A 19220-nucleotide genomic window follows, 5' to 3' on the forward strand; every position below is an offset into this window, starting at 1 on the left:
ATAGGGTCAAGATATTTTATAAAATCTTGTCAATCCATTTTAAAAGGCTTGCTTGACAGAATCGGAATTTACCATATAATATATCTATATGATACATTTAATTAAAGATATTTTAACCTCCGAACCGAAAGGCCAGGCAATCGATGTTTACGGCTGGGTTCGTACAAAGCGGGAAACCAAGAATTTGGTTTTTATCGAGATCAATGACGGCTCTTGTTTTGCCTCCATTCAGGCAACCTTTGACAGGGATACAGGTCTCGATAATAATACTGAAGCTCTTTTAAAAAAGGCCGGTACCGGAGTTTCGGTAAAGGTATCGGGCAATCTCGTTCCCTCCCCTGCGGCAGGGCAAAGAGTTGAGCTTCAGGCTAATAATATCCATATCTTCGGTGATGCTGATCAGGAAAAATATCCTTTACAAAAAAAGCGTCATAGCATGGAATTTTTAAGGGACATAGCTCACTTGAGGGCGCGTACCAATACCTTTGGAGCTGTTGCCCGTATGAGAAGCCAGATGGCCTATGCAATCCACACCTTTTTTCAGGAAAGAGGTTTTCAATATGTGCATACGCCGATTATTACCGGCTCGGACTGCGAGGGTGCAGGCGAAATGTTCCATGTTACAACCTTTGATATAGAAGAAACCGTAAAAAAAGCTCTAAAAGAAAAAAAGGATCCCGATTCTTTTAAAATAGATTATTCCCAAGACTTTTTCGGCAAGCAGGCTAACTTGACCGTTTCAGGCCAGCTTGAAGGAGAAACCTATGCGACAGCCCTTTCGCGCATTTACACATTCGGCCCGACTTTTAGAGCGGAAAACTCAAACACAAGCCGACACCTTGCAGAATTTTGGATGGTTGAGCCCGAAATGTCCTTTTTTACTATAAAAGAAAACATGGAGCTGGCAGAAGACTTTATCGTCTATCTTTTAAAATGGGCCTTGGAAAAATGCAAAGAGGATCTGGAATTTTTTGATTCAAGAATTAAAAAAGGGCTTATCGAGATGCTCAAAAATGTTGTAAACACGCCCTTTACGCGTCTTACTTACACGGAAGCTATAGCCGAACTTGAAAAGCACATTGACCGCTTTGAGTTTAAACCCTACTGGGGCTGCGACCTCCAGAGCGAGCATGAAAGGTTTTTAACCGAGGAAGTGTATAAAGGCCCCGTAATTGTTACAAACTATCCCAAGGAGATTAAGTCCTTCTATATGAAGTTAAACGAGGACGGAAAAACGGTGCGGGCAATGGACGTGCTTGTACCGGGCTTGGGCGAAATAATCGGGGGCTCGGAAAGGGAAGAAAACCTCGATATTTTACAAGGGCGAATTAAGGAATTGGGCTTAAGGGAAGAAGACTATTGGTGGTACCTCGACCTCCGCCGATACGGTACGGTTCCTCATTCGGGATTCGGACTCGGGTTTGAGCGCCTCCTCCTCTATGTTACAGGTATGGGAAACATAAGGGATGTTATCCCCTTCCCCAGAGCACCGAAATTAGCCGAGTTCTAATTTTTTAGTAAAAAATTTAAGACCTTAAAAAAATGAAGCACAGCACAAACGGAATTGTAAAATTTATTTTTGTTCTCCTTGGGGCTGTGCTTTTTTGTGTATTGGCTTTTGCAGGCTTTATTTTTTTCCATGTTTCGGAATTAAAAAAAGCACAGCCTTTTGAGATTTCACAAGAAGAAAAAACGGCAGCTCTTAAAACCTTTTACAGCCGGCATAAGATTAACTCCGACTTTCCGCCCCTTAATTCCATAGAAAATTTTTTGCCCGTAAAATCATCGTCTTCTAACATTGACCCATCGGCCAAAAAAATAGAATTACCTAAAATCGATGCCGAGTCCTACATTCTTATTCACGCAAACACCGGCACAATTTTAGCCGAATACAATGCCGATAAAATAATCCCTCCGGCCTCCCTTACAAAGCTGGTAACAATTTATACCATGCTTCAAAAGCCTGAGTTTAAAGATTTGGAAAAGGTTGTTTTTCCGCCTAAGGAGGCTTGGGCAATTTTTCTTCCAAAAGGAGCGGCTTGGATGGGCTTGGGAGAAAATCAAAGTTTAAGTATAGAAGAGCTGATAAGGGGAATGGCGGTTTGCTCGGGGAATGATGCAGCCCTTGCAGCTGCCCTGCTTACGGAAGGAAGTCTTAAAAAGTTTACGCTTAAAATGAATGAGGCCGTTAAAACGATGGGCTTAAAATCCACCCGCTTTGAAGATTCTTCGGGCTTAAGCGAAAAAAATCAAACCACGGCAAGGGACTTTGCCTTGTTTTCCCTCCATTATTTAAAACAATATCCTGAAAACTTAAAAAAATTTCATTCGGTAAATGAGATAAGCTATCCGCAAAAACATAATATTCTTATCAAAAAAAAATCCGCAGGTTTAAAGGAGTTTCAAATTAAGCCTGCCACCAATACCCTTCTAAAAAAAATAGAAGGCTGTGACGGTTTAAAAACAGGTTTTATTTACGAGTCCGGTTTTAATATTTCGCTTACGGCTCAAAAAAATGATGAGCGTTTTATTGCGGTTATCCTCGGCGGTCATGGCAAAAACTTTACCGAAGGAATTTTTAAGCGGGAGCAAAATTCCATCAAGCTTATGAATTTTGCATTTGACAATTTTAAAAGTTTTGATATAAGGGAGCACAACAAAATTAAAAGAAGTGTAAGAGTCCTAGGCTCAAACCTGAATGTAAAAACTTCCGCCTTTACACCTCTCCTCGCCGATGAGGACTTTTCGCAAGACTATCTTACGGTTTTTAAAAACGATGAGAGGCATATAGAACAAGTTATAATTTTACCCGATGTAATAAGGGCACCGCTTTTTGCAGGTCAGCAAATCGGCCGTATAGAATATAGAATTAAAGATTCAGACATTGTGCTAAAAACCATTCCGCTTATCTGCCCGCTCGATATAAAAGAAGGTTCATCTTTTAAAAAATTTATGGACGACTTTTATCAATTTTATAAAAAGTAGTAAATCTTTCAAATAATACATACAATATAATTGATGATAGACTATAAAAATTCGTCCAATACGGACAAACCCGATATGAGGGAAAGGCTTTTAGAGTACGGGCCTCAAAACTTAAGCGACTCCGATTTGGTGGCCATTCTTTTACGGACAGGCATTAAGGACAAGCCTGTAAAAGAATTGGCCGATGATATTATTCTGCACATCGATAGAGCAAGGCCTGAAAAAATTGAGGGCTATCTGCGTTCTATCCGCGGGATGGGAGATTCAAAGATTTCAACGGTTCTTGCTGCCATGGAATTGGGAAGGAGGTATTATGACAACAAGAACCGCACGATTTCACACCCGACCGATGTAGTTCCGCTTTTACAGCACTATGCAGATAGGGATAGGGAGCATTTTATCTGCGTCTCGTTAAACGGAGCAAACGAAATTATTGCAACCCGTGTTGTGAGCGTCGGCACTATCAATAGAACAATAGTGCATCCTCGTGAAGTGTATTCAGACCCTTTAAAGGACAGGGCTGCTGCAATAATTGCTGCCCATAATCATCCTTCGGGAAATCTGGAGCCCTCAAGTGAAGACATGGAATTGACAAAACGCATTTACGAGGCCGGAAAAATTTTAGGCATCAAGCTTTTGGATCACATAATCTTAGTCCCTAACGGAAATTTTTTCAGCTTTGTCCAAAGCGGAACGAGGTTTGATATTTAAAAGGCTACTTAATCAAAAAAGAGGCAGAGGCCGATCACTTCTTTACAACCTCCCTCTTTTAGAGCCGCTGCACAAAAGTTAAGGGTCGCGCCCGTGGTCATAACATCGTCTAAAATTATGAGCTTTTCGGGTAAGGCGGTTTTTAAATCTTCCGATTTTGAAAAAGATTTTTGCCTTGTTAAAAAAATCTTTCCTTTTAGATTGCTTGCACGCCTTTCGCGGGAAAGACTTTTTTGGGAAGCCCCGTCCATTCGTTTTAAACAACGCAAGATTGGAAGATTATAAATATGTTCCAAATAAAGGGACAAATCTTCTATTTGATCCCAGCCCTTGCTTTTAATCTTTTTAGGACGGGGCGGAACCGGCACCATCGGAACGTTTTGAAGTTCAGGCAGCCCTTCGACAAAGGAAGCAATGGCAGAAGCATAAATTTCCGCAAAGCCCCTCATGTTTTGATTTTTCCATAAGCGTAAAAGCTCTCCTCCCCTGCCCTTGTAAGGATAGATGGTGTAGACCTTTTTGAGAAAATCGGATTGAACTGAAAGCGGTTTTGCACAATCTTCCTTTTCGGTCTTTCCCCTCTCTTCTGTTTTTAGATTTTCTTTTTCTTTTAATTTAGCCCTGCAGTCCGTGCAAAACTCTTTTTCGGAAATCAAAATTTTTCCGCAAGATGAACAAAACTTTTCAGGATTTTGAAGCCGGAATAGAACAGGCTCGGTAATTTCTTTTTGTAAACATTTGCTGCACAGCGGAATACCCGTTCCCGTTTCTTCCCCGCAAAAGAAACAAACTTGCGGACAAATTATACGGGCATAAATATTCCGCAGATAAGTCAAAGCTCTTAGTTTAAATTTTTTTATCATGATAATACTCCTATTAGTATTATCATAATTTTATAAATCGTTTAGTAATTTTTAAAAAATAATTTATAAAAAGTTTACATTACTTCCATAAACGGAATGAGTACCAAGTTCATTGCATTTTGAAGCACTATCTTTGTTGCCCTTGCCAATTCCATTCTTGTATAAGAAAGATCGGCATTTTCGCCTGAAAGAATGGGGCAATCGCGGTAGAAGCGGCTGAATGCCTTTGAAAGCTCATAAAGATAGGCCGTAAGGGCACTCGGGTCTTTACGCAAGGCAGAGCGTTCAACCTGTTCGGGGAAGTCTTCTAAGGTCTTTAACAGTTCCCATTCGGATTCATTTGTCAAAAGGGAAGCATTGAGTTTTCCGTTCTTTAACTTTTCTTTGCCTTCGGCTGTTTCGGCCTTTCTTAAAATGGAAGAAATTCTGGCACCCATGTATTGAAGATAGGGGCCCGTGTTTCCGGTAAAGGAAAGGGACTCTTTAGGATTAAAAAGCATATCCTTTTTGGGGCTTACCTGTAAAAGAAAATAATGCAGGGCTCCGACGGCAATGTTCTCGGCTGCAACTGCGGCGTCACCCACTTCCTTTTCTCTTCCGTTTTCTTCAATCTTTTTTAAGGCTTCATCTTGAAGAGAATTGATAAGATCATCGGCATCCACAACCGTACCTTCGCGGCTTTTCATTTTTCCTTCAGGCAGGTTTACCATTCCGTAAGAAAGATGATAGAGGTCGTCAGCCCATTCGAAGCCGAGCTGTTTTAAAACATAAAAAAGCACCTTAAAGTGATATTCCTGTTCGTTTCCTACAACATAGATCATCTGATTAAAGGGCCAATCCTTGTGGCGGGAAATTGCCGTGCCTATGTCCTGCGTCATATAAAGAGAAGTTCCATCGCTTCTAAGCAATACTTTTTTATCGAGCTTGATGGGAGCGAGGTCAACCCAAACGGAACCGTCCTCTTCCTTATAAAAAACTCCGGCCTCCAAACCTTTTAATATCTGATCCTTTCCTTTTAAATAGGTTTCACTTTCAAAATAAAGTTTGTCGAAAGAGATGCCTGTTCTCTTATAGGTTTCCTTAATACCTTCTATCGCCCAAGCGTTCATCTTTTTCCAAAGCCCGATTAGTTCCTTGTTTTTTCCGGCTTCCCAATCCAAAAGCATCTGCTTTGCTTCGGCTTCTGCCTTTTCGGGATTTTCCTGACTGTATTTATGAAAAGCAACATACATGTCCCCGACAAAGCGGTCAGACTTTATATTTTCACTTTCGGGAGTTTTTCCTTCGCCGAATTTTTGATAGGCTATCATGGACTTACAGATATGAACGCCCCGATCGTTTATAATGTTTACCTTAAAAACATCGGCCCCACAAAATTTTAAAATACGCGAAATACTTTCACCCAAAGCATCATTACGCAGATGGCCGAGGTGGAGGGGCTTATTTGTATTCGGGCTCGAAAACTCAATCATAATTCTTTTACCGGAAAGAGAAGAAGTTTTTCCGTAGTTTTCTTTTTCCTTTAGAACCTTATCCAAAACATTCGAGGCTAGATCCCCTTTTGCAAGAAAGACATTTAAATAAGGCCCGATCGCCTTAGGCATTCCGTATTTTTTTATATCCTCGTTTTCTAAAAGACGGGCACAAACATCGGAAGCAATCTTTGCAGGAGAGGATTTAAAGCTCTTTGCAAAGGTAAAAAGAGGAAAGGCCACGTCCCCCATTTCGGGATTAGGAGGAGTTTCTATATTTATGTGTTCAGGTAAAATCTTATCGCATGTTTCGGGAGCTATCCCGTTTAAGGTGTCGGCAATAATTTTTTGCCACGTAGTTTTAATATCTTCCATAAGAGGCGTATTATAACAGATTTTTTGAAAGTTTTCAATCGGGCTGAGCAGTTAAATTGAACACTGATCAAATAAACCGCAGCGAGCGCCAAGCGTTGAGCTAACGCTCAACTTCGCAAAGGGATATTAAATGTCTGGCTATAAAATATCCTAAAAATTCTTTGCGTCCTTAGCGGGCTCCGCGGTTAAATTAAGCAGTAAAAAAATCAACGGTCGTTTTTTTTATTATTCATTTTTTCAACGGCAAAAGCATAAAGAGGCCCGCCAATCAACAAGGCTATGGGAATGGCCAGCAAATACCAGTCATATTCATAAAATTTTTGCACACGAAGATAATGAATAAGACTTAGTATTATTATAAATGATAGTGACCATAATAACCCTTTCTTAACATATAAAAAATATTTTTTCATCATTAAACTCCTCTTTTCCAAAACCATACTAAAATTTTAATAATTATGCAATAAGACGAATTTCTTGCGGTTAAATTAACCCCTCGATCAAATAAACCGCAGCGAACGCCAAGCGTTGAGCTAACGCTCAACTTCACAAAGGGAAAAGATTATTAAGAAAAACCGCAGGTTTGTCTTAATGACAATCCATACCTCTAAGTCAGGGGAGAAGAAAAACTTTTGCTCCATCAAAAGTTTGTCTTTTCCCCTAACTTTCTTATCTCTTCCAAACAGGTCTCTAAGGCATCCTTACCGGAGAGATTATAAATATCGGGAGCTATGCCGAATTCGTCTACACAATATCCTTCAGAATTTAAACCGTACAAGGGATCGAATTTTATAAGTAGTCCGCTTTTCGGAAGCATTATGTAAATCGGTGAATGTCGGCCGTTATGTCCTAAGCCCCCTGTATTAGAGCCTACAAGGGTCGCAAAACCTGAAGCCTTACACAAACCCGCAAGCCTATCAGCGGCCGAGGCTGTTTTTCCGCTTATCAATAACCAATATCTCCTATCCTTGGGCGGAGCATATCCGGGAGCCAGCTCTTGAAAACTGGCAGCATCTTCTTCATAAAGAGCCATAGTATTTTTTTTAGTGTTTGCATTTTTTATATTGGGCACTTCTTTTATATCTATTTGATTGTTTTTAAATGAGGGATTAAGCTCGGTATATTTATTTTTAGAGCATAAAAAATATATTCTTTGCCGGATATTTCTGCCAATATTATTATAACTCAAAATATCACTGTCATAACATTCAACGCTTCCCCCGCCGTTATGGGATACATCTATTATTATGTGTTTATATTTTTCGGTATCTAAGAAAAACTTTTTCATATCCTTTTTATACTGTATATACTCTTTTGCATAGCCTCTTTTCCTAAAAGAATCAATTCTTACATAAGCAATCTTTCCTTCTTCGATTATTTTTATATCGGCCTTAACCATTCTTGCATCGCTGCCGATTAAAGAATTAACGGAATACGAAGGCTTGACTCTATAAAAAGAGTTCATTAAATCTACATCGTATAACTTAAAATAGGAATCGGAAACAGTCATACCATATTCATGATCTCTCATAGATGCAGGATAAAGATGACCTGTAAAATAGCGGGAAGTGATATCTTCACAAAGTTTTGCATAAAAAGATATATATGAGTTTTGACTATATCTAGGAGATGAAGATTTTATTTCTTTGTAACCATCTTCTTTTATTTTTTTTAAATCGGCCCCTTTTCTTTCGCATACTTCGGTAAAAGGATATTCGTTATAAATAAAATCCCAAAAAGCTTCGTAATCGGTTTCGGACTCTTCAAGACTTATAAAACCTGATATTTTATACCGATTTTTTGAGATAACAATTGTACATATTACAAAGGCGGCTAAGAATAAACATTTTATAACTGTAAATATACGAGATTTTTTCACAAAGCGCTCCTAATTAAACAGGCTTAATATAATTGTATCATAGTTTTATAATAAGTCAAGTATTCGCATTGCGGTTAAATTACCCTCTAAATCGGCAAAAAAATTTTAACTTGAGGCAATGCGGACTCTTGCATAAAAACATCAAAAATGCTAAAATATCGCACAATTTAAATGAGGTGAAAAATGATTAGAGGCGGAGATATAGCTAAGGGCACGGTTTTGCTCAATAAGGGAACTCCCTATTTAGTTGTTGAGAGGGAATTTGTCAACCCCGGAAAGGGTGCGGCCTTTGCCCGTGTTAAAATGAAAAATCTGAGAGACGGTTCCGTTTTAATGCAGACTATTAAAACGGCAGACACCGTTGAAGATGCAGTAGTAGATACCCACAAGAGTCAGTATCAGTACAAGGACGGCGACCAGTTTATGTTCATGGATACGGAGAGTTTTGAATCCATTTCCGTACCTGCCGAAACAATAGGCGACAAGGAACATTATCTAAGAGAAGGCGATGAATACGATATTCTCATCTGGGAAAATGAACCTATCGATGTAAGGATTCCCACAAAGATGATTTTTATTGTAGAGCAAAGCGAAAACTATATAAAGGGAGATACCGTTTCGGGAGCAACAAAACCCATAGTTACCGAAACAGGTCTTGTAGTTCGTGTTCCCCTATTTATTAAACAGGGCGAAAAAATACTCGTAAACACCGAAACTAACGAATATCAGGAAAGAGTTAACAGCTAACCTTTACGGAAAAGGGCGGTAATTACGAGGCCAAGCCTTAATTACCGCCTTATCAAATGAAGCTTAAGCTACTACGGAAGCTGCTTCCGAAAGCTCATGAATATAGCCTGTGCGGACGCACATATCAAAAAGATCTTTTTCTATAAAATCTTCACTTACCTTTTGATACCCCTCTTTATCCATACAAATACGTAGGATGTATCCGGCATCGGTTTCTTGCAAAATAGAACAATATGAGGCATCGCCTTGAGTAGTTTTTATCGAATATAATTTCATACTTTCCCTCCGTATAGTACTATTTTCGGTATACAAAACGATATCTTTAGGATATAATGACTCCCATGTATACCGATGCCCACGTTCATATTTTAGATACGATAGAAGAATTAAATTCTCAAAATATAGAAAATCCGATTTTAAAGGCCTTTGATAAGGAGATATTTTTTTGTGCTTCTGCAAATGAGGCCGGCCGTTTTGAAGTTCAAGAAAAAATATGCAGGGAAAATTCCGAGCATTTTATTCTTTCTTTCGGCATACATCCTCAATGCCCGATAGAAGACGAGATACCATATTTAGAAAAACTTATAAACGAAAAAAGAATAGCCGCCATTGGGGAATGCGGATTCGACCTCTTTGACGAACACTATCGAAGCACATTAGAAGCTCAAAAAAAAGTATGGAAGGCCCAACTTGGTTTTGCCCAAAAATCGAATCTCCCCATAGTTGTACACTGCCGAAAAGGGATGCACCTCATATTCGATGATGTAAAAACTCTAAAAAAAATAAATGCGGTTATCTTTCACGGATGGGCGGGCTCCGTAACGGAAGCAAGGTCGTTTCTAAAAAAAGGAGTAAATGCCTATTTTTGTATCGGTAAGGGCATGCTCCGAGGACAAAAAGCTCAGCTTGAAACGGCTGCAACTTTAGAAAAGGATAGAATCTTAACCGAAACCGACGCCCCATACATGAGTCTAAAAGAAGAAAAATTTTCACTTCCTACGGATATAAAAAAAGTGTTTTCGGTTCTTGCAGAATTAAGGGCACAAACCGAGGGACTTTCAAACTATGATGAAAAAACTTATAAAAATTATACGGAGGAATTAAAAGATTCAATCTTTGAAAATTTTAAAAAAGCATATAATATCCGTTTTGACGGCAATTGATTTTTTTTTAATCTTATTCTAAAATAAACCCCATGAAACAATTTATAAAAATTTTTATGGGCGGAGATGTTTGCGGCAACTTAGGTCTTGAAACATTACAAAAACATTTACCCTTGATAATAAAAAAAGAAAAAATAGATTTCTGTGTAGTAAACGGAGAAAACACGGCCCACGGTGTGGGAATAAAAGATGATCAAACGGAAGTCTTTTTTAATGCAGGCGTTGATATTATAACCGGCGGAAATCATACTCTGGAAAGGTTTGAAATCCGTATGAATTTCGGCAAGGACAAAAGAGTTTTGCGACCTCATAATTTTCCATTTGCGCAAGGTTCAGGTCTCGCCATTATCGAAAAAAACGGAATCAAATACAGCGTAATAAATCTTCAAGGAAGAGAAAACATGAGGGCTATCGACTGTCCATTCCAGTCCATTGATTTTCTTTTCTCTTCGCAAAATGAAAATAATTTATCCGAGTCGATTAACATCATAGACTTTCATGCGGAATCCACAATGGAAAAAGAAGCTCTGGCCTTCTACGTTGACGGCAGGGTTTCTGTTTTTGCAGGAACTCATACTCATACCCAAACGGCGGACGAAAGAATCTTACCGAACGGCACAGCCTATATTACCGACCTCGGAATGATCGGCGCCAAGGAGTCCGTAATCGGAGGAAGTCCTTTTACCGCGATTACAAGAACAAAGAGTCAGGTACCTCAGCGTGTAGAAGTGCTTGAAGACGGCGTTGCAATATTTTGCGGTCTAATCGCAGAAATAGACATTGAAACAAAAAAAGCCGTTTCGATAAAAAGAATCCAGATCAGCTCATAAAGCATCATAGGTACGTTAAACAAATACTGAAACTTTTAAAAATCTACTTTTCCTGAAATTCCTGCATTTATGTTGAGTAAAAAAGAATTCGATGTTGTAGAAACCCCTTCCAATTCTGCAAATATTTTTATCTCGCCATGAGAACCTATCTTTGTAGATTGCAAATGCTTAAAAGAAAACTTATAGTTAAGTTTTGGTAAACTCTTATTTTGCGAGAACTCCACAGAAAGTCTTTCTTCCCTGCTGTCGGACAGAGGTATTTTTGAAAAAGTTTCTATTATCAAACGGGGAAGAGATGTTCCACCTTTGTAAGAAAAAATCAAGCTGAATTTTTCTTTCCATTCATCCGTTAAAAATTTTTGCATACCTATTTTTGAAGCCGTATATAAAAATTCGTTTTCAAAACCCAATCTATTATTTGAGTTAAAGAAAAAATAAAGGCTATGATTTGAATTAAAGTTAAATTTAAAAAAGTCTTTTCCAAACGAAAAGCCGAATTTATAAAGCCGGTTTAATTCATCTTCATCATAAAAATTAAACCAACTAAAATAACCGTATTTACCTGAAATATTTAAAGCCGTATACCTAAAAGAAAAATCAAGTCCGTATATATTGCTTTGTCCGGAATTTAATTGAGAAGATTGTACTAATCTTGATACAGCCGTACCGAATTCCAAGGGAGTATATACATCTTTAATAGTCCCGCTTATCAACCTTGAAAGGTTAAACCCGTAAGAATTAAAAAAGCTGTAAAATAAGTTTTTATTCTCGGTTTGAATCTGACTGTTTATTTTTTGGTCAAACATATCATAAAAAAAAGGTTTTGAAAAAAGCCAATATTGTTCGCCTAAACCCGTAAACAAAGAATTCAAATCCAAGGCATAGGATTCAAGTTTTTCAGCTTCTATAGTTTTTTTCTCTTTTGTAACTTTCCTTTTTATAATCGGTGAAAAAAACATTTTACCGGTATTAAATGGTATGGAAATTTCAATACCTGTTTCATCACCGGATCCTTTTTGCTTTTTATTTTGAAAATTCGTTTTTGAAAAGGCTTCAAAATTTAAACCCGATAACCTGATACCTGTTTTATCTTCTTCATTTGCAAAATAATTAAATAAAAATTTTATATCTGCGGTTCTGTTTTCAGCATTTTTTTCACCCGGCGAATACATATCGATTAAGCTTTTTTCCCATGCCTCATCATAAGATAAAGATGAAGGATTAAAAATAGTTTTATATTTTTGTCCCACGGAAAAATTTATCTGAGTATATATTGTTCCGAATTTTGCCTGAGGAATAATAGGTGCAATTGATGTAAATATTTTTTGAGACGTATAGTCTTTATTGTAATCAATAGCGGTAATATAATTTACATCTATATATTTTTGAAAATCTATTTTACATTCACGCCTTAATATAGAATCATATATGTTAACAAAAAAATCTTCTGAAGCACTAAAAAAATAAATCGGTATTATTACGGAATGACCGTAACTTTCAATAATATTCAATCCCGATTTTTTTGATAAAAAGTCAGCCTTTAAAGATATCAAGCCTGCCAATTTTATCTTCCAAATATCAAGAGCGGCATTAGTTTTTGTATGAAGATTTAAAGATGTTTTATTGCTTATAAAATTTTCTTCAAAATTAAACAAAAGATTAGAAAAAATAGGCACATCATTTTTAGAATATAAAGACCCGGCAAAACTATAATTAAAATATGCTTTGTTTTGAAAAGAGTAAATTTGTTCTCTTGCCTTTTTATTACGATCAACATCGGCTTCAAAGCCTAAGGCTGTTCCCGTTTTTATTTTTTGATTCTGATAATCTATACCGCTTGAAAGTTTATATATATCAATAGGATTAGTTTTATTCGTATTTTCCCAATCGCCGGAACCTGCAAAAAAGATATCCAAACCTTTAACCGGCTTCCAATGTGCTCCTGCTGCAAACCTTGTAGTACCGGAATCCGAATATGTCAAACCTTCCTTCCATTGAATTTCTATAATATCATTTGAAAAAACAGGTTCATTTATTGTCAAAGTATGATTAGATTCATTATAAGAAAAGTTAAATATCCTTATTTTATTTTTTAAAACACGAATACTTCCCGGAATAGCCGTATCCGGCAAAATAAAACCCGCCGTTGGCGTATAATTTTTACATAATATTTGTAAACTTAGATCGGTCTCATCGGAATTGTCAGGAAGATATATCTTATAATCCGTCTTGCGGAAAGGAAACATTTGTTGGGGATTAATAAAATCATAATCCTTGCTTGAATCCAAAACCTGAACAAATTGTAACTTTTGAAAACCGCTTAAAAAATTATCGGTTGTTTCTATATTCGCAGTAAAATCATTATTGACGCTCTGATTATGCGTATCAACAACGGATATGGAGGAATCGCCTTTGACTTGAGGTTCATTATACCGTGATGCAATTTCAAAAGGTGAAAATTTTTTCTCTTTTAAAATCAAACAATCTTTACCAAAAATAGTTTTTTTATAAGAATCTATTGTCGGATGTGTATTAATGAAATTGACTATTTCACTAACAGCAGGAATCGGCGGTGCGGAAAAATAATTTTTAACATTTTGCAAATGTAGATTAATTATGGCCGCAGGATTGCTCTCTAAATCAAAATAATTTATAGCCACTCCTTCGGGGTAAGATTTTTTCAACGATAAAACTTTTAAACGAGGGTCAATCGAAAATTCATCGGGACTTAACGGCCGCCATTGTGCTCCTGCAAAATCTTTAACAAAAACCAAGACGGGTTTTCCATATAGGCTATCTACAGGTATATAAAAATGTCTCGCTCTTTGCCAAGCATTAATCGAAATTTTATTTTCTATAACTTCCGTACTCCCGTAATATGTTTTTGAATTATATTCGGAGCTTTCATATCTTAGCATAACATCGGCATTCCATTTATCCCCTGCAAAAGTCCCCATGATACCCGGACTTATAAACTTACCGCCTCCCGTATTTATATACCCATAATTAAGCGGAAATTTTATATTACTATTACCTGCACGAATATGTTTTATAGGAGAATCTTCTTTTCCAAAATAACCTAAGGCTAAAGTACTTTTTTTATAATCATCTTTATAAAGAGTTTCAAAATAAAATGCATTGTTCAATAACAGCAATAACGATAAATTGGCTTTTTGTTTAAATACACCTTGAAAAGAATTTACTTTTGCATAACCGTCAAAAAATTCAAAGCTTGAAAGCCCTAAGAATTCAAGATCCCAAAATCCATCCAAAAAAAGAACCGTATTTTCTTTATTGAAATTTTTAAAATATTGACCGGCCTTATTTTCTCCTGTTCTATTCTTAATTAAATCAATACCGAAATCTACATTCGGGTTTTCATCATTTTCAAAACCGTGGACAAAGCTTAACAAAAAAATACAGAACGCAATTGAAAATATTTTTTTCATTCAAGGCCATCCTTATCTTTTTTTAAAAGACGCGCAGGCTTTAAAATATTCTTTCCCTCTTTTTTTGTAAGGGTATACATAGTTTCTTCAATCTTTCTTTTTTTTACATTCTTTTCGCTGTAAAATAATTCTGTTTGTGCTTCGGGAATATCGGATTCAATATTCATGATGCATAAGCCCAGCAGCCTTATGGGCGTTTTATTATCGAATTTTTTGTAAAAAAGCTCTCTTGCCCGCTCAAACAAATCCTGAGTATCGTTGACAACAGCTCCTGTCGATTGAACTGAAACAGTAGTAAAATCATTATAGCGTATTTTCACTGAAACGGTTTTCCCTTTTACCTTCTCATCAAATATTCTATACATAAGCTCAGATGCAAGATAAAACATAACATCATCTATCTCAGCATGAGAAAATAAATCATGCTCAAAAGTTCGCTCCGTACTTATCGAATGAGATTTGACATCATCGCTAAAAACGTCATAAAGCTCCCCCCGTACAGCCCGGAACAAAAAACTGCCGGAGGCATTTCCTAAAATACTTTGTAAAAGATGTTCGCTTGAATTAAATATTTGGGGCACGGTAGTCAAGCCGGCGGCAATAAGTCTTTCCCGCGTTTTTCCCCCTACGCCCCATACATCCTTTAAGGGAAGACTTTTCATAAAATCAATTTCTTCACCGGCCTTTACAATAAAAAGCCCGTCAGGCTTTGAGCGTCCGGATGCTATCTTTGCAATATATTTATTTTGAGCACAGCCCACAGAAACGGTTAAACCCGTTTCTTCTTTTATAGTCTTTTTTAATAGAAGTGCGGAATTTTTAGGAGTGCCGAATATTTTCTCCATTCCCGTCATATTTAAAAATGCTTCATCCACAGAAATTTGTTTTATTTCGGGAGTAAAATCTTTAAAAATAGACATAACTTCTTTTGATTTTTCATGATAACGATCCATGCGGCCTCTTAAAAATATACCGCTTGGACAAAGTTTTCTAGCTTGTAAAATAGGCATCGCTGAATGAACTCCAAATTTCCTGGCCTCATAGGAACAAGTTGAAACAACACCTCTTTCAGATTGACCGCCGACAATTACAGGTTTACCCATATACTCCGGATTATCAAGCTGTTCAACGGAAGCAAAAAAGGCATCGATATCAACATGAAAAAAAACTTTTTCTGTCGCCATCTTAAGACTCCGCTTTGGGCATCAAATCAAATTCTTTTATAACATGAAAAATGATTTTTTTATTCTTTAAATTATCGTTTAAAAATTCAAAATCAGGATTTAACGGGTTGTCATAAAACCATGCAAGAATTTGTACATGCAATACGGCATTTTTCTCTCCCGAAAATTTTATAGAAAAAGGTTCCGTTAAGTTAATAGGCGAAATAAATTCCGCATTTTTCCCTTCATTCGATTTTTTAAAATCCATATTTGCTTCATAAACAGGAAACCCGTCACTGCGGCTTATAATAACCTGTATAACTGCTGCTTTAATAAGCGGATTTATATTCACTTCGCCTATAATACGCTCAAGATAATTTTGTGTACCGGCCTGAACTTTTATAAAATCATCTTCCTTAATATCTGATAATCGATAAAGCTCGTTATCGTCATCTATTATTTCGGTTTTATTTTTTATATCGGAAATAAAAGAGATATATTGATGACCATTTTCAATATTATATAAAATAAATTCCTTTTTATTTTTTTGGTGCAAAAATGACGGATAAATTAAAATCAAACCAATAAAAACGCAGGTAAACAACGTTATCGACCCTATAATCTTAAGATGCATATATTTTATCTCAGGCCGTTCTTCTTTTAACTGCATAAGTAACCGTATAAACATTAACATATATGGTAGAATAAACATTGCAGCCAAAGTATTATTCGCATAAAATAAAATATCAATAAGATTGTCTTTAATAAATAGCACATCCCAAAAATAATAAACCAACAATAAGATATTTAAAATAAGGAAGAGTATTTGAGCGAATAGTCTTTTAAAATGATAAGAAAAAAAAGATAAAATATAAATTTCCAATACTATAATTGCCAATGATAAATCTACTCGCGAAAAAATAAATATATTAAAAAAACAAGCGATACTTGCCAAGTACCCATAGATAAAAATATTATTGGGCAGTTTTAAATATCTGTTTACATATGCAAATAAAGAGACTATTATAATGGAAAATAATATTTTTAATAAAATAGCCGTGACAGGCAGAAATTTAATAGAATCTTGAAAACCGAATTTAATAGAAAATAAAAGGGTTGTAAGATATTCCCCCATGTATAGGGCAAATAAACTAATTATAAAAAAGAAAACAGGAACCCGCCATAAAAGCAGAAGATCTCTTATATTCTTTTCTCTTCTTTTGTCAAATAAAAAACTGAATATAAAAATATAAAAAAGGCCTAATAAGGTTACTCCTATTACTAAAAGCACTAATGTTTTTTCACTTATAATTCTAAGACCGAAAAAATTTTTTATATTATAGTGTTTATCCCATTCCGATGAAATTCCTTGGGTGTAAGTATTTATTAAGGAGAGTAGAACCGGGCGTATATCGGCTCCATAAGATATTTTTATCGCAGGAATATCTTCTTTTAAATACTCTGCCAGCATATTATCACTGATAATACCAAGACGATAAAGGATAATATTATTATATTTAAAACCGACGGGAATATTCTGCTTTTGTAAAATATCCTGTAAATCTTTTAACATCCATGGAGGTGAAGTCTTTTTTACAGCCCCTACACTTAATACGGCTCTATCGGAAGGACCATCCGATAAAACGAACACAAGGCGTGATTTACTTTCATTTATTTTTGAAATAAGTTTTTTTGTATTTTGAGATTCTATTATATTGATACTTTCAGGCAGATCAGGAAAATCATTATCGGTAATTGCAATTATAACACGTATTTGGAGAGGTAATTCCTTTAGCTCTTTTGCAAAGGCTTCTAAAAGTTCTGTAGAAAAGGTTGACTCATTATTTTGGTTCCTTGCAACAGTAAAAACAATGACATTCTCACTTTTAGGGCCTAACTCATAAAGAGTATTTTCGGAATATACAGTCTGCAAGAAAAAAAATAATAAAATTAAAAAAAAAGTCCTTTTCAATTTATAATCCCTTATGAGTTTAAGTCTTTTTCGGATAAAATCTTTCCTGTCTTAAACCAAGTTTCTATTTTACGATAAGAATTATTTATGCGTCTTATTATTATATTGGCCTCAGCCTGCTTTGCAGGCGAGCTTTGAACATCGGGATGATGCCTTTTTATTAAACGCTTCCATGATCTTTTACATTCATCAAGAGGTACTCCCGATAAAACATTTAAAACGGCAAAATCTTCTATAAGTTCAGGAGGAACAGGAATTCTTAAAGCCTCTTTATTTACTTTAGGCGGCGGCCGCCTCTCCATCCGTCCTCCAATTGTACGGTAGCGTCCGGTTGATCTTTGAGCGGCCGCTTCAAAAGGATCGTCATCAGAGGTAAGAGCATCCCGTAAAATATTTCCCATATCATTATAATAGTTTTTACTCATATCTTATTTCCTTGTAAGAAAATCTTCCATTAGCAAGCCTTCACCGGACTTAACAGCTCTTTGTAAAACGGCTCTGATAAAACTATCGAACATCTCAGGAGCCTCCCCCGGCAATAAAATTTTTTCCGTTCTTAAAACGGCAATATCCTTATCGGTTATTACATCTCCCTTTTTTAAATCGTGAAGATAATGAATAGACCTATTTGTGCGTCCGTAGTTTTTACTTTCAGCCGGACTCAATTTTTTTTCTCCCGATCCGATAACTTCGTTTATAAGCTCAAGGGAATAGTTTAATTTTGTTAAGTCATCTATAATTTCATCATAAGTTTTTTTAGAAAAGGAATTTACGGCGGAACACATTTTTTTAAACATATCAGGCTCTAAGGCAACAGGATCATCCAAACCTTCTTCTTTACGGGAAAGACAGATATGCTTTTCTATTATAAAACCTCCCGATGCAAGCGTTAAGGCCGGAACTAAAATCGGATCTAAAGAATGATCGCTTACTCCGCATGCAATACCGAAGATACGGCTCAAGTTTTTTATTACCGAAACATTGTATTCCTTTTCGGGTGCGGGATAAGATGTAATACAGTGAAGCAAAGCCAGAGGCAAATCCTTATTTTCAGAACGTAAAAAACTGACAGCCTTTTCAATATCTTTTAAAAGAGAAACCCCGCTCGATAAAATCATAGGGATATTAAAACCAGCGCAGTATTTTAAAAGCTGTACATAATTAAGTTCTGGTGAAGCTATTTTTATAAAATCGGGTTTTAATGAAGCAAGTTCTTCAGCAGATCTAAATCCGAAGGGGCTGGCCGAAAACAAAAGTTTTTTTGATCGGCTGTATTCGGCAAGCTCTTTGTAAAAGCTTACAGGAAGTTCCAAACTTTTAAAACGTTCATAAAGAGGAATTTTCCCCGTAGGCAAATCCACATAGCCCGTGTTCGGATGAAGAATCTCATCGGCATAAACAATTTGAAATTTTACGGCCTTTGCTCCGGCTTCCGCAGCCGCATCTATTAAATTCCTTGCTTTTTGAATAGATCCGTTATGACTTGTTCCTATTTCGGCAATCGTAAGAGGATTTTCTACTGAAAAAATTTCCGAACCGAGTTTAAAGTATCCGTATTTCCCGCACATAATATGGAAAATATTACATCAAATCTTAAAAAAAAACAAGGGA

16 protein-coding genes are annotated in these 19220 nt (G+C 36.3%); 6 read left to right on the forward strand and 10 right to left on the reverse strand.

Annotated features, from left to right (window positions below; all coding sequences use genetic code 11):
* Positions 1 to 88 precede the first annotated feature (88 nt).
* Genes asnS through radC form a run of 3 tightly spaced genes read left to right on the forward strand, consistent with a single transcriptional unit; the run spans position 89 to position 3696 of the window.
* Positions 89 to 1510, forward strand: coding sequence for an asparagine--tRNA ligase (gene asnS / locus HYB91_RS08165; protein WP_253719471.1), 1422 nt, complete (start codon positions 89 to 91; stop codon positions 1508 to 1510).
* A 32-nt stretch (positions 1511 to 1542) separates the two neighbouring features.
* Positions 1543 to 2985: a D-alanyl-D-alanine carboxypeptidase family protein gene (locus tag HYB91_RS08170; RefSeq protein ID WP_253719472.1), complete on the forward strand. Its 1443-nt coding sequence runs from the start codon at positions 1543 to 1545 to the stop codon at positions 2983 to 2985.
* Positions 2986 to 3018: 33 nt separating this feature from the next.
* Complete coding sequence (radC, locus tag HYB91_RS08175; protein ID WP_002682286.1) at positions 3019 to 3696, forward strand: RadC family protein; 678 nt, start codon at positions 3019 to 3021, stop codon at positions 3694 to 3696.
* Positions 3697 to 3704: 8 nt separating this feature from the next.
* Here the strand turns inward: radC and HYB91_RS08180 are convergent, their stop codons facing one another.
* The 4 genes from HYB91_RS08180 to HYB91_RS08195 form a co-directional block, all read right to left on the reverse strand.
* The gene (locus tag HYB91_RS08180; protein ID WP_253719473.1) at positions 3705 to 4559 is read right to left on the reverse strand and encodes a ComFC family protein; all 855 of its coding nucleotides are present in this window, start codon (positions 4557 to 4559) and stop codon (positions 3705 to 3707) included.
* Between the two features lie 74 nt (positions 4560 to 4633).
* Positions 4634 to 6406 (reverse strand): arginine--tRNA ligase, encoded by a 1773-nt coding sequence (gene argS, locus HYB91_RS08185; protein ID WP_253719474.1) that lies wholly within the window; start codon positions 6404 to 6406, stop codon positions 4634 to 4636.
* Positions 6407 to 6612: 206 nt separating this feature from the next.
* A complete protein-coding gene (locus HYB91_RS08190) occupies positions 6613 to 6819 on the reverse strand; it encodes a hypothetical protein (RefSeq protein ID WP_002677423.1) in 207 nt (68 codons plus the stop codon).
* Positions 6820 to 7046: 227 nt separating this feature from the next.
* Positions 7047 to 8285 carry a S41 family peptidase gene (locus HYB91_RS08195; protein WP_002677421.1) on the reverse strand — a complete coding sequence of 413 codons (1239 nt, stop codon included), beginning with the start codon at positions 8283 to 8285 and terminating at the stop codon, positions 7047 to 7049.
* Positions 8286 to 8468: 183 nt separating this feature from the next.
* Between HYB91_RS08195 and efp the strand changes: the two genes are divergently transcribed.
* Positions 8469 to 9032 (forward strand): elongation factor P, encoded by a 564-nt coding sequence (gene efp / locus HYB91_RS08200; protein ID WP_002677419.1) that lies wholly within the window; start codon positions 8469 to 8471, stop codon positions 9030 to 9032.
* A gap of 63 nt (positions 9033 to 9095) precedes the next feature.
* Here the strand turns inward: efp and HYB91_RS08205 are convergent, their stop codons facing one another.
* Positions 9096 to 9308 carry a hypothetical protein gene (locus HYB91_RS08205; RefSeq protein WP_002670390.1) on the reverse strand — a complete coding sequence of 71 codons (213 nt, stop codon included), beginning with the start codon at positions 9306 to 9308 and terminating at the stop codon, positions 9096 to 9098.
* A 65-nt stretch (positions 9309 to 9373) separates the two neighbouring features.
* Between HYB91_RS08205 and HYB91_RS08210 the strand changes: the two genes are divergently transcribed.
* Both HYB91_RS08210 and HYB91_RS08215 read left to right on the forward strand, forming a co-directional pair.
* Positions 9374 to 10195 carry a TatD family hydrolase gene (locus tag HYB91_RS08210; protein ID WP_044909834.1) on the forward strand — a complete coding sequence of 274 codons (822 nt, stop codon included), beginning with the start codon at positions 9374 to 9376 and terminating at the stop codon, positions 10193 to 10195.
* Between the two features lie 32 nt (positions 10196 to 10227).
* Positions 10228 to 11025 carry a TIGR00282 family metallophosphoesterase gene (locus tag HYB91_RS08215; protein ID WP_002677411.1) on the forward strand — a complete coding sequence of 266 codons (798 nt, stop codon included), beginning with the start codon at positions 10228 to 10230 and terminating at the stop codon, positions 11023 to 11025.
* 35 nt (positions 11026 to 11060) lie between these two features.
* Here the strand turns inward: HYB91_RS08215 and HYB91_RS08220 are convergent, their stop codons facing one another.
* The 5 genes from HYB91_RS08220 to HYB91_RS08240 are packed head-to-tail and all read right to left on the reverse strand — an operon-like array spanning position 11061 to position 19177.
* Entirely contained in the window at positions 11061 to 14474 is a 3414-nt protein-coding gene (locus HYB91_RS08220; protein WP_002677409.1) for a hypothetical protein, read from the reverse strand.
* Positions 14471 to 15658, reverse strand: coding sequence for a DNA polymerase IV (gene dinB, locus HYB91_RS08225; RefSeq protein WP_002677408.1), 1188 nt, complete (start codon positions 15656 to 15658; stop codon positions 14471 to 14473). The genes HYB91_RS08220 and dinB overlap by 4 nt, the downstream gene beginning before the upstream one ends.
* 1 nt (position 15659) lies before the next feature.
* Positions 15660 to 17609 (reverse strand): hypothetical protein, encoded by a 1950-nt coding sequence (locus HYB91_RS08230; protein WP_002677402.1) that lies wholly within the window; start codon positions 17607 to 17609, stop codon positions 15660 to 15662.
* 11 nt (positions 17610 to 17620) lie between these two features.
* Complete coding sequence (locus tag HYB91_RS08235; protein WP_002677400.1) at positions 17621 to 18034, reverse strand: J domain-containing protein; 414 nt, start codon at positions 18032 to 18034, stop codon at positions 17621 to 17623.
* A 3-nt stretch (positions 18035 to 18037) separates the two neighbouring features.
* A complete protein-coding gene (locus HYB91_RS08240) occupies positions 18038 to 19177 on the reverse strand; it encodes an N-acetylneuraminate synthase family protein (protein ID WP_002677399.1) in 1140 nt (379 codons plus the stop codon).
* Positions 19178 to 19220 lie beyond the last annotated feature (43 nt).

The sequence above is a fragment of the Treponema sp. B152 genome (assembly GCF_024181665.1).
Taxonomy (GTDB): domain Bacteria; phylum Spirochaetota; class Spirochaetia; order Treponematales; family Treponemataceae; genus Treponema_B; species Treponema_B denticola.

Excerpts from the sequence above, each read along its gene's own strand:
- HYB91_RS08210 (WP_044909834.1), top strand. The coding sequence starts at position 9,374 with ATGTATACCGATGCCCACGTTCATATTTTAGATACGATAGAAGAATTA.
- dinB (WP_002677408.1), bottom strand. The coding sequence starts at position 15,658 with ATGGCGACAGAAAAAGTTTTTTTTCATGTTGATATCGATGCCTTTTTT.
- HYB91_RS08190 (WP_002677423.1), bottom strand. The coding sequence starts at position 6,819 with ATGAAAAAATATTTTTTATATGTTAAGAAAGGGTTATTATGGTCACTA.
- HYB91_RS08180 (WP_253719473.1), bottom strand. The coding sequence starts at position 4,559 with ATGATAAAAAAATTTAAACTAAGAGCTTTGACTTATCTGCGGAATATT.
- radC (WP_002682286.1), top strand. The coding sequence starts at position 3,019 with ATGATAGACTATAAAAATTCGTCCAATACGGACAAACCCGATATGAGG.
- asnS (WP_253719471.1), top strand. The coding sequence starts at position 89 with ATGATACATTTAATTAAAGATATTTTAACCTCCGAACCGAAAGGCCAG.
- HYB91_RS08235 (WP_002677400.1), bottom strand. The coding sequence starts at position 18,034 with ATGAGTAAAAACTATTATAATGATATGGGAAATATTTTACGGGATGCT.
- HYB91_RS08205 (WP_002670390.1), bottom strand. The coding sequence starts at position 9,308 with ATGAAATTATATTCGATAAAAACTACTCAAGGCGATGCCTCATATTGT.
- HYB91_RS08220 (WP_002677409.1), bottom strand. The coding sequence starts at position 14,474 with ATGAAAAAAATATTTTCAATTGCGTTCTGTATTTTTTTGTTAAGCTTT.
- HYB91_RS08215 (WP_002677411.1), top strand. The coding sequence starts at position 10,228 with ATGAAACAATTTATAAAAATTTTTATGGGCGGAGATGTTTGCGGCAAC.
- argS (WP_253719474.1), bottom strand. The coding sequence starts at position 6,406 with ATGGAAGATATTAAAACTACGTGGCAAAAAATTATTGCCGACACCTTA.
- efp (WP_002677419.1), top strand. The coding sequence starts at position 8,469 with ATGATTAGAGGCGGAGATATAGCTAAGGGCACGGTTTTGCTCAATAAG.
- HYB91_RS08170 (WP_253719472.1), top strand. The coding sequence starts at position 1,543 with ATGAAGCACAGCACAAACGGAATTGTAAAATTTATTTTTGTTCTCCTT.
- HYB91_RS08240 (WP_002677399.1), bottom strand. The coding sequence starts at position 19,177 with ATGTGCGGGAAATACGGATACTTTAAACTCGGTTCGGAAATTTTTTCA.